At 71.4% G+C, this 11,361-nt stretch carries 6 protein-coding genes; 3 read left to right on the forward strand and 3 right to left on the reverse strand.

The genetic code is table 11. The features are described 5' to 3' along the window. The first annotated feature begins 4 nt into the window (after positions 1 to 4). Genes LZG04_RS25630 through LZG04_RS25640 form a run of 3 tightly spaced genes read left to right on the forward strand, consistent with a single transcriptional unit; the run spans position 5 to position 4,187 of the window. Positions 5 to 1,798: a GMC oxidoreductase gene (locus LZG04_RS25630; protein ID WP_233821197.1), complete on the forward strand. Its 1,794-nt coding sequence runs from the start codon at positions 5 to 7 to the stop codon at positions 1,796 to 1,798. 5 nt (positions 1,799 to 1,803) lie between these two features. Further along, positions 1,804 to 2,940 carry a hypothetical protein gene (locus LZG04_RS25635; RefSeq protein WP_233821199.1) on the forward strand — a complete coding sequence of 379 codons (1,137 nt, stop codon included), beginning with the start codon at positions 1,804 to 1,806 and terminating at the stop codon, positions 2,938 to 2,940. 38 nt (positions 2,941 to 2,978) lie between these two features. Further along, a complete protein-coding gene (locus LZG04_RS25640) occupies positions 2,979 to 4,187 on the forward strand; it encodes a hypothetical protein (protein WP_233821201.1) in 1,209 nt (402 codons plus the stop codon). On the opposite strand, the gene LZG04_RS25645 is transcribed toward LZG04_RS25640, so the two are convergent. The 3 genes from LZG04_RS25645 to LZG04_RS25655 all read right to left on the reverse strand — a co-directional run bounded on the left by LZG04_RS25645 (position 4,178) and on the right by LZG04_RS25655 (position 11,219). Continuing rightward, positions 4,178 to 9,409, reverse strand: coding sequence for an NACHT domain-containing NTPase (locus LZG04_RS25645; RefSeq protein WP_233821203.1), 5,232 nt, complete (start codon positions 9,407 to 9,409; stop codon positions 4,178 to 4,180). The genes LZG04_RS25640 and LZG04_RS25645 overlap by 10 nt on opposite strands. Positions 9,410 to 9,487: 78 nt before the next feature. Next, on the reverse strand, positions 9,488 to 10,549 hold the full coding sequence (locus LZG04_RS25650) for a hypothetical protein (RefSeq protein ID WP_233821205.1): 1,062 nt from the start codon (positions 10,547 to 10,549) through the stop codon (positions 9,488 to 9,490). Beyond that, the gene (locus LZG04_RS25655; RefSeq protein WP_233821207.1) at positions 10,539 to 11,219 is read right to left on the reverse strand and encodes an HAD family hydrolase; all 681 of its coding nucleotides are present in this window, start codon (positions 11,217 to 11,219) and stop codon (positions 10,539 to 10,541) included. Before LZG04_RS25655 ends, LZG04_RS25650 begins: the two co-directional genes overlap by 11 nt. Positions 11,220 to 11,361 lie beyond the last annotated feature (142 nt).

Genomic DNA, 11,361 nt, shown 5'->3' on the forward strand with positions numbered 1-11,361 from the left:
GACCATGGCCGACGAGACGTTCGACGCGGTGATCATCGGCAGCGGCGCGGGCGGCGCGCCGATCGCCCACGCGCTGGTGCGGGCCGGCAAGCGCGTGCTGGTGCTGGAGAAGGGCCCGCTGTTCCACGCCCAGCACACCAGCCCCGACGGCCTGTCGGACTTCAAGCGCGACGAGGAGTTCGCCACCGGCGCGGAGAAGGTGCTCCGCGTGCCGGGCGTGGCCAACACCGGCGTGTCGTTCTACTCCAGCCACGTCGAGCCGGACCTGAACGACGAGCCGCACGTCTACCGCGAGAAGGACGGCCGCGACCTGGCCACCATCGAGGGGTACACGGCGCAGGTCGTCGGCGGCGGCACGCAGCTGTACGGCGGGGTGTCGCTGCGGTTCGCGCCCGACGACTTCCGGCTGTGCACGGTCAACCAGGGGCGGGCGGACCTGCGTGACGACCCGAACGGCGACGTCGCCCGCGAGGCGCGGGACTGGCCGTTCGGCTACGACGAGCTGGAGCCGTGGTACTGCGTGGCCGAGGACCTGGTGGGCATCAACGGCACCCGTGACGGCCAGCTCAAGCCCGCGAGCGCCGACCACTACCAGAAGCCGTTGGAGCCCAACAGCATCAGCTCGCACGTGGCCGTCGGGATGGACGCGCTGGGCCTGCGCCGCTACCGCACGCCGTTGGCGGTCATCACCGAGGACCACCTCCCGAGCGGGCGCACCGTGCCGCTGGACCGCGAGTCGATCAAAACCGCGTTCGTGAACCGCTACGGCGACCCGTTGGGCCTGAAGTCCAACACCTGGGTGTCGCTGCTGCACCCGATCTCCACCGAGCCGGGCTTCGAGCTGCGCGCCAACTGCGCCGTGACGCACCTGTCCGCGACCGACTCGCGGGTGACCGCCGTCCACTACCGCGACCCCCTGGGACGGTCCCGGACGGTCAGCGGCACGGTCGTGGTGGTGGCGTGCAGCGCGATCGAGTCGGTGCGGCTGCTGCACCTGTCCGCCGAGCTCGACCCGGCGTTCGGGCAGCGGATCAACGGCAACGACCTGCTGGGCCGCTACTTCCTCACCCACTGCTTCGGCGGCGCGTCGGCCCGCGTGCCCGGCCGGCACGACAAGTCCCGCACGCTCGACTCGGACTGGGCCACCGACGCGTGCGCCGCACCCGAGTTCGTGCGCGCCAACAACCTCTGGGCGGGCGGTGCGATCTACAACAACACGTCGGACTCGGCGTTGCCGATCAGCATGGCGCGCACGTGGGCCGCCAACGACATGGACACCATGTGGAAGGGCTACCTGTACGACCTGGACATGCGCGGCGACGGGTTCGACGGCTACCTGAACGAGAACTTCGGCCGCCAGTTGTCGGTGGCGTTCATGGCCAACCAGGTGCCGCTGCCCACCAACCGCATCACGCTGCACCCGTCCGTGCGCGACAAGTGGAACCGCCCGGTCGCCCACATCGACAAGGGCTGGCACAGCCACGACGTGGCGGTGATGACCGTGCTGGCCGAGCAGTGCCGCCGGATCCTGGCCGCCGGTGGCGACGGCGTGCAGGTGATCGGCCACGGCCACGTCGGCAACGACGTGCGGCGCATCGCCAACCACGTGCTCGGCGGCGCGCGGTTCGGGTCGGACCCGAGGGACTCGGTGCTCGACCCCGACTGCCGCGCGTGGCGGTTCGACAACCTCTACGTCACCGACGGGTCGTTCATGCCGACCTCGGGCGGCGCGAACCCGACCCTGACCATCCAGGCCAACGCCTTCCGCGTCGGCGACCTGCTCACCACGAGGGTGTGACGGCGATGGACCCCGCGTTCGACGACATCTTCACCCAGCCCGAGAACGAGATCTTCCGGGTGGTGTTCTTCCCCGACCGGATCTACCACTCGCGCTACCTGCACGCCTCGCGCAGCACCCGGTACCGCTACGACGTGGACGAGGTGCGCAACGGCCCGGACATCACCGCGATGAAGGGCAGCGTCTACCTCGACGGCACGCGCCTGAGCAGCGTCCTGCGCCTGGAGTACCGAGCCGGACGGCTCACCGAGCTGGTGCGGGAACGCGGCCGTCGCCTCGGTCCCTCGGTCAACGCGTGGGTGCGCCTCCTGCCCGCCGACACCGGCCTCACCGCCGACGCGACCGTGACGTTGCGCTACGACAAGGCGGTGGACGCGTACGCGGTCGAGATGTGGGACACGCTGGAGCCGCCCGAGCACACCCACCACGACTACCGGGTGCTGCCGCTGATGGGCGCGAACGCCCCGATCACGCGTCCGCCGTCGCTCGCGCCCGCGCTGGTCGACATCAAGGCCCTGCGGCGGCTGGAGGTGGCGTTCAGCGAGGTGTCGCTGACCACGCCCACCGGCCACCCGGTGCCGGACGTCCAGTGGGACAACAACTTCCTGCGGTCCCACCAGGAGCCGCGCGACCCCTCGCCGTCCTCGGGCCAGAACACCGTGCGCGACCTGAACTACCTGCTGGACTACCAGCGCGCGTGGTTCATCCCCGACTCGGCGCAGGTGCCGCCGGTGCGCTACCGCAACGCCATGATGGACCCCGGCAACCCGGACGCGGGCGACGGCAACGTGCTGGACATGCGCTGGCTCGTGCAACGCGAGCTGGGTGGTGACCTGGTGTTCTTCCACGAGGTGACGATCCCGCCGGGAGTCGTGGAGGGCACGCACCGGCACATCGGCTCCGAGGAGCTGTACTACGTGGTGTCCGGCCGAGGGCGTGCCTACCTGGGCGTGGACGACGACCCCGCCGCGGCCGGGCAGCCGATCGTGGAGCGGCAGGTGTACGGCATCGGTCCCAAGCAGTGCCGCGAGGTGGCCGTGGGGCCCGGCAGCACGCTGTTCACCAAGAGCGGCGGCATCCACGGCATCCGCGCCGACGGCGACGAGCCGTTGAAGTTCGTCGCGTTCCTGTATCAGCCCTGAAGGGGAGGTGTCCCGTGCGGATCCCACAAGGTGACGCCGTGCGTCGCGTCGAGCCGGGCGCGGTGCCGAACTACTCGTCCGACAACCCGCTGGAACGACTGCTCACCGTGGTGCAGGAGACCAGGCTCGCCGCCGAGCTGGAGTGCTACGCCACGCCGTCGTTGCAGTACCTGCTGCCGCACGACTGGCTGGAGCTCTACGGGCCGAGCAGCCCGAACACCGACGTCCTCGACCCGGTCGCGCAGGACTTCAAGACCGACTTCCAGAAGCAGAACGTCGCCGACTTCCGGTTGGGCGACACCAGGGCGGTGCGCGGGTGGGCGTTGGCCGGCGACTGGACCGGGCCGTTCCTGCACCTGTCCTACCGGGCCGGGCCGGACAGCGCGCTGGCCCGGGCGCACGGCGGCTCGCTGGGGGACCGGCTGCTGCTGGACGTGCAGGTCGAGGGCGGTGGCCGGGCCGAGGTGGAGGCACCCTACGACCCCGACAGCGGCCGTTACGTCGCCGAGTTCTGGGGTTACGCCGGCGACGACCTGGAGTCGCGGGTCGGGGCGCGGGGCAGGCAGTCGCTCAAGCTCGGGATCCTGCAACCCCGGCCGGACCTCGCGCGCGGCGCGCCGGACGCGTTCGGCCGGGCCGGGCTGGACGGCCGGGACGTCCGCGAGGTCGCGCCCGACCACCTGCTGCACCCGCTCCGCCCGCTGCGGGTCGTGCTGCGGTGGCGCAGCGCGGACGGCACCGCTTCCGTCGGGCCGGTCACGTTGGCGTTCCAGATGGTGACGCGCGGGTGGGACGCGTACCTGGAGGTGGGCCGCAGCCCCAACCCCCACGGCGGCATCGGCTTCCTGGAGTACCGCAACCTGCTTTCCAACTACTTCCGGTTCACCGGGTCCGGCGAGCTGGGGCGACGGCTGGAGCCGTACAACCTCGACGCGTTCGGCCGCAAGGGCACGGGCGGCGAGGAGCCGTTCCTCGCGGTCGAGTACATGGACCTGCACGTGCTGGAAGCTGGCTGCGGCATCGGCCTGCACCGGCACCGGGACAACTCCGAGGTGTTCCTGATGCTGGAGGGCGAGGGCTGGATGGTGGTCGGCGACTGGGCCGAGCCGGAGCGGCGCGACCGGTGCTTCGAGGTGCGCCTGCTGCGGGCCGGCCACCTCGCGCTGCTGAAGGGCGGCAACCTGCACGGCCTGGCCAACCCGACCGACCACGAGATCTCGCTGTTCATGTTCGGCGGCTACGACTGACCGTTCGCGACCCCGAGTTCGACCAACAACGCCCGCGCCTCCGCCCGGCACACCTCACTCCACCGCGCCAACGCTCGTGCGGCCTTCACCCGGATGTGTCGCGGGACCGCCACGTCGTGCGCCAACTCGCGTGCGACAACGGCGGCCGCCTCCCTGAAGTCACGGCGCAACTCGGCGGCCGCCGCTGCGGCCCGCAGCCGGGCACCGGGCCGCAGGGTGCGGTCACGTGCCATGTCCCGCAACGCGATCGCACCCTCGGCGCTCTCGAACCGGCCGATCGATTTGAGCACCTGGATGCGCGCCAAGGGGTTCTCGGTCGTGCGGAACTGCCTCAGCAGCGATACGACCTGTGCCCGCAGATCGGGCCGCGTCACGCCGAGCCTGCGAGCCGCATCGACGCGCGGGATGACCGGCAACCCCTCGTCCGTGGCGATCTCCCACAGGCACCCCGCCCCGAGTTCACGACCCCGCTCACCGAACTGCATGAGGTCGTCAGCCGCCCGCCAGCGCAGTGGAGGCCGACAGGTGGGGTCGGTGGCGACGACGTGCAGGGCGCGGACACCGGCGGCGCGGTCGTCCACGGCGTGGTCGCGGAGCCGTTTGACGGCCTGCCACCGGATCGCTGGTGGCGTTCGACCGTCGTCCCGCATGCCGCGCAACTGCCGCAGACCGCCGGACTTCCGCAGCGCGTAGAGGATTTGCATCCGGTCGGAGTCGGACAGCCGGTGATCCTCCAGCAAATCGCGGAACACCGGCACCAGCCGGTCGGGCGTGTCGTCGGTGAGGAAGTGGATCCGGATCGCGGCCGTCTTCCGGTCACGCCACGACCTCGTGTCATCGCGAGCCACGAGGTCATCCTGGACCATCAGGTCCTGGCGGATCTGCGTGATCGGCCCCATGAGGGCCTGACGGACGTGGTCGCCGAAGCCGGTGGACTTGGCGGTCTGGTCGAGCAGCCGGGCCGCCTCGGACCGCCAACGGGGCGAGAGCCCGGCGAGCGCGACGGCCGCTCTGACCCGCTCGACGGACGTGGTCTCGGCTGCGGTGACGACCCCGTGCAGCATCACGGCCGCCTCGGCTGCCAGGGCGGGCTCCCTCCACTCGGTGGTGTCACCCACCCGCTGCGCCGGCGTCGCTGTGTGGTCAGCCAGCAGATCGCGTTCGGCATTGACGCGGTCTCGGCCCTTCAGGTACGAGGTCAACCAGCGGCGTTCCTGCGCATCGACAGCGGGGTCACGGCTCAGCGCCAGGAACAGCAGGTCGAAGTCCCGCGCACGCGGGCCTGTCGTCCGGTAGGCGAGCCAGGTGGCGGCGTCTGCGTGCTCATCGGTGGTGAACTCAGGGCTGGTGCTGAATCGCCACAGCGCGGCCAACGCGGTACCTGCCGCAGCGGAGTCCAGAACCATGAGCTGCGTTGCAGCCTCGCAGCGGCTGCTCACGTCCTGCGATTCGTCGTTGAGCACTTGCGTGTGGAAGGTGATCGCCGTTGCCAAGGTGGTCGGGTCGTGTTCGGCGAGCGCCATCACCGCGTCAGTGCGCCACTGGAAGGCCAGGCCCTCGTCAGCGGCTTGTCGGCGCATCTCGGCGAGCGCCTCGCTGCGCAGCTCCGGTCCCAGTTCTGCCAGCACAGTAGCGGCGGCCAGGCGCTTGCGGCAATCGGTGTCGGCATCGGTCATGCGCTGGCAGAGCTCCGTTGCGAGGCCTGCGCCCCTCTCTGCCAACGCCCGCACCCTCGACTTCCACGCGGGAAGTCCGTCGAAGGCGGAGTCGCTCATGACGACGGCGACCGCGGAGTCGATCGCATCCGGTATCGCGGAGACCAATGCCATCGCGGCGTTACTGCGGTCCGAAACCCGCTGGAGGTCATCCGCGACGATGCGCCGCAGGGCCGCCGTCATCGCCGGGTCGGACCCCTGGTCCAACTCTTCCATCGCGTGAGCCACGTGACAGACCGTGGTGGTGGTTGCGTGGGGGTGGCTCGCCAAGCCGCGCAGAGCCCCAGCCAGTCTCGCGCGAGCGGCACGGCCGAGCTTCGCACCGCTTCTGGTCAGCGAGTGCAACTGCGGCTCGCGCACGACTCGCGCCTCGATCATGCCAACCACCTCGTCAACGACCGCACGGTGGTGGCGACGGTCCATCGTGATCAAAGTATCCGCCGCACCGATTCGAGCCAGCCCGCTCCAGCGCGGATCGCGCAGCACGGCGAACAGCGCGTCGGCGAACAGATCGGGGTCGGTGACGTCGAACTGGTTGAAGGTCGGGTAGTCGCGGTAGGCGGCCCAGCGTTCGGTCTGCGTCGGTGCGATCAGCGCCAGCACGGCGGACGAAGCTCGCTCGCGGAACCAGGTGCCGAGGCGTCGCAGCGCGCGCCATGCCATCAATCGGGCATCGGGGTCGGATTGCTGGGCGGTGATGTCCAGCAGGTGACGGGCCACCTCGTCGTGGAACTCGGGCCCGAGCCCGATGAGTCGGGAGCCGGCATGGACGCGGATGTCGGGAGCGATGGAGTGGTCCGCGAGCGTCTTGCGCAGCGACGCCACCGCCGGTGCCCGGTAAGGCTCGCCCAACTCCGCGAGGGAGGCGAGCGACAATGACGCGTCATACTGCGAGGCCGTCGGGTCGGTTCTGACTCCATGCAGCGCGGTAGCTGCCTCATCCCGGTGCTCCGGCCCCAGGTCGGCAAGTGCCTGTGCGGCCCACATGCGGCCGTTGGCGTCGGTGGTCCAGTCACCGAGGACGGCTTGCAGCAGGACCAAAGCCTGGTGCTGCGCCCCGATGTCGGCGAGTGAACGGGCGATCCGCGACCGGAGATACGCGTTGATCCCGAATGCTGTGGACAAGGCCGTCAGGTGGCCGATGGCGGCCATGCGGTGATCTGGGCCCAGTCGGGCGAGAGTTTCGACGGCGGAGATCCGGTCGCCGAGAGCGATGCGTCGATCGGATATGAGCCGGGTGACGGCGGCGACGGCTTCGCTGGAGCACTGCGAGCCCAAGGACGCGAGCCCGACCGCGGCATCACGCAGTCCGGCGGTGAAACTCGTGCGGGTGCGCAAGACGTCGCGGAAGACGTCGGCGGCGCGTTCGTGGTGTTCCACGTCGATCTCGACCAAGGCCGTCGCGGCGTGGACGCGGGCTTGGTCCGGGGCGTCCGGGTCGTCCAGCACGGCGGTCAGGGTGGTGACGGCGTGGGTGCGGGAGTCGCGGTCGAAGGTGGCCAGGACGACGGCCGCGTTGCGCAGTTGTTCGGCGGTGGCGGAAGTGGAGGCGAGGATGGCTCGCAGGCCCTGTTCGGAGGCGCGGTGGCCGTCGGGGCCGCACTCGGTCAGGGCTTCGGCGGCGGCCAGGCGGTGCTCGACGGGGATTGCCGAGTCGTCCACGACGCGGCGCAGCAGGCGGACGGCGTCGGCGGTCTCCGGGCCGCGGAGCCTGGTCGCGAGGGCGGTGGCGGATTCGACGCGGGACGGCCAGGGGGCCTCGTCGGAACCCATCAGGTCGGCCAGCCAGGCGGCGGTGCCGGGGTGGTGGGCGGCGCGGCTGGTCTGGGACAGGATCTTCAGGGCGGGGTGCTGGGTGGTCATCGCCCACGCCCGGACGGTGGTCAGGAAGGCGTCCACGGCGGCCGGGCCGGCGGGTAGGTGGCGGGCGAGCAGGCGGGCGGCCAGCAGGTGCTGGTCGGGGCCTTCCGAGTGCAGGTGGTCGAGCAGGCGTTCGGCCTCGGTCGGGTGCAGGCGGGTGTGGTGCAGCAGCACGGCCCTGGCGTGACGGCCGCGGTCCTCGGCGCGGGCGGCGTGCAGCAGGCCCGCGAAGTCGGCGTCCGCCGGGTCGAAGCGCTCGGGCAGCAGGCGGGCCTTCGCGGTGGCGGCCAGGTGCTCGGCGAAGCTGTGGTGCAGGAACCGCAGGTCGTCGCCGCGACGGCTGAGCGGACCCACGGCGGCGAGGTAGGTGATCAGTTCGTCCTGCCAGGCACCGGCGAGGTCGGGCACGTGCCGGGCGGCCCAGTCGTGGGCGGCGTCCACCAGGGACGTGTCGGCCTCCAGCCGCACGCGGCCCAGGTGCTCCAGCAGCGCGTCCCGCACCGGGTCGAACGGCCCGGGCTCGGCGGTGTGCGCGGTGCGCAGGTACTTCAGGTACGTCTCGTACAGCTCGTACTGGTTGTCCGGCAACGGGCGGTTGCCCGGCTGCTCGAAGATGATCGCGGCGATCGTCGCCAGCAGCGGCACGCGGGCCAGCTCGTCCAGGTGCGCGGCGCGGATCTGGCGCACGAACCGGTAGGCGCGGTCCCGGTCGCCGAACCAGTTGCGGGCGAACTGGCGCAGCGCGCGTTCGTCGAACGGTTGCAGCTCGTAGCGGGCGGCCCCGATGCGCTGCAACGGCGCGAGCGCCGCGCCCTCGATCGGCCTGGTGGTGACCACGACCCGGTAGGGCGACGACGGCTCGTTGGTCCACGCGGCCAGCACGGTGACCAGGCGGTCCCGCTCGGTGGTGTCGGCGACCTCGTCCAGGCCGTCGACCAGCAGCAGCCAGCGGCAGCCCGCGATCCGCCCCTCCAAGGTGCGCGGGTCCAGGGGAGAGGCCAGCAGCGCGCCGTACTCCGCGCCGGCGCTCTCCGCGACCGCCTCCGGGAACGGTCGGCCGAGCCGACCGGCCAGCTCGCGGGCCGTCAACCGCAGCGGCAGCACCCGTTCGGCCATCGGCGCGGGTGCGTCGTCACCGGCCAGCCAGCGCTCGGCGACGTCGGCGGCCAGCCGCAGCGACAACGTGGACTTGCCCTGCCCGGGACCACCGGTGATCACGACGTGGTCGTCGCGGTCCAACGCCTCCCAGACCGTCCGGGTGGGCGCGCGCACGGCCAGCCGGGTGATCGGCGGGCTCGGCGGCTCCACGACCTGCCCGCGGCCGTCCACGATCGGCACCGGTCGCGGCGGCTCGGAGACGAGGTCGTCCGAGCCGCTGCCGAGGTCCTGGCGCACGTGCACCGCCACGAGCGAGGACCGACGCGGCCCGGGCAGCCGGTAGGGCATCTCCTGCGCCGTCTCGACCTGCGCGCGCAACAGGAACCGGACCGCCGCGGGCAGTTCCGGCCCTCCCGGCGTCACGGCGACCTGCGCGGCCGCGCCCGTCACGGTGATGTGCACGTCGCCGTGGATGGCCCCGGCCAGCACGGCGGGCCCCTGCACGTCGCCGTCGACCCGGTTGGCGGCGGACCGAGCGCGCTTGTCCAACCCAGACCTCGTTTCGCCCGCGGTGAACGCATGATCCCACAAGCCGGCCGCGGGGCAGCGGACCCGCGACCGGACCGGTCAGGGCCGCCCTTGACCGCCGCGCTCGCCCCGGTCGTTGCGCAGCAGCTTGGGGCGCAACGCGGTCAGGTAGGCGCGGAAGTTCGCGCTGTCCTCCAACTGTTCCGCGCGCCACCGCGCCAGGTCGTCGGCGGTGATCGCACGGCTGGTCAGCGCCGACAGGTGCTCGATGAGGACGCCGTCACCGTCCGCCGCGTCGAACACCACCTTGGGCGAGGAGATCTCGAACTTCCGCATCAGGTCCATGCGCAGCGTCGAGTAGATGAAGGAGTCCTTGCCGAACCGGTAGGTCTCGGGCATCTCCATGTGCGCCGACTGCGCGCTGTGGTACCACGACACGTACACCGACTCGTCCAGCATCACGTACCGGTAGACCGCGGTGTCGTCGTTGTAGAGCACCTCGACCGGGCAGAGCCTGCGGCAGTCGAACAGCGAGACGAGGTTCATCAGCAGCTCGTCCTCCAGCTCCCGCTCCACCTGCTCGATCGTCATGCCCGCCGACTTCGGCCACGACATCCGGTCCGACGCCCGGCGGCTGATCGCGCGCCGGTTGCCCGGGTTGATCATCGCGATCCGGATCTGCTGCGGGTGGTGGTCGGCGACCAGCAGGCGTGCGGCCACGTACCGCGCGCTGGGGCCGTAGAAGGCGAAGAAGCCGCTCTCCTCCAGCTCCACGGTGAGGTCTTCGTTGTACTCGTCGCCGAAGCTGTCGGTCGGGTTGAGCGCGTCGTAGTGCTTGGACGGCAGGAACAACCTGTTGGTGCGGGCCATGTCCTGCGTGATCCGCTCGGCCACGCCCGCCAGGCTCTCGGCGATCGTCTCCTGCGTGTGGCGGTCCTGCACCCAGTTGGCCAGCGCGGCGAACATGAGCGCGAACACCACGCTGGCGAACAGGTTGAGCCCGATGGACGAGTAGATGCCCGCCGCGGTCAACGTGTTGTCCTGCATCATCAGGATGATGCTGATCAGCAGACCCGCGCCGCAGGCGGTGAAGAACGAGTAGCGCACCAGTACCCGGCGCAGGCGGCTCACCGGGGTGGGCCCGGTGTGGTCAGACGCCATGGTGCTCCCGGTCCGACTCGGCCAGCGCCCACCGGACGACCTCGGGCAGCCCTCGGGCCACCGGCACGCCCAGCGCCCTCACCCTGGCGTGGCTGACCAGCGGCTGCTCCGGTGGGTGGTACAGCAACGCGCGCACACCGCACGCGCGGGCGGCGTGCACGTCGTCCACGCTGTCGCCGACGACGAGCACGTGCGCCGGGTCGATGCCGAGCCGGTCGAGGTGGAGGCGCAGGTGCGGCTCCTTGCGCGGGCTCTCGTCCGCGTGCATCCCGTCCACGTGCGAGAAGAAGTGCGCGATGTCGGTGAACTGCGCGAGTGCGACCAGCCTGCCGTGCGGGAACATCGACAGCAGCGACTGGGTGCGGCCGGCGTCCTGCCACTCGGTCAGCGCCGCGGCGGCCTGCGGGTGCAGCACGGCCTGCGCCAGGAACCCGGTGTAGGCGTCGTGGAAGTGCCGGTCGAGGGCGAGCTGTTCGGCGGCGGACAGCGCCCGTCCCGCCAGCCGGTCGTAGAACTCGCTGATCGGGCGGGTGAAGTGCTCCTGGTAGGCGGCCAGCGTGACCTCGGCCAGGCCGCTGCGCGCGAACGCCTCGACGGTGGCGCGCACCAGGGCGTCGCCGTCGTCGAACAGGGTTCCGTTCCAGTCCCACACGACGTGGTCGATCCGCATGCGGCTCGGGCCCCTCCCCACCCGTGGAGCGTGTGCTTGCGCCGTCACCCAATCACGTCGGACCCGCCCGCGCCCGCCGTTCGGTGCGGTGACGGGCCAACTTCACCCGACTGGCAGCGCCGTTTCCGCAGGTCTGCGATCA

The organism is Saccharothrix sp. S26 (genome assembly GCF_021390395.1).
Taxonomy (GTDB): domain Bacteria; phylum Actinomycetota; class Actinomycetes; order Mycobacteriales; family Pseudonocardiaceae; genus Actinosynnema.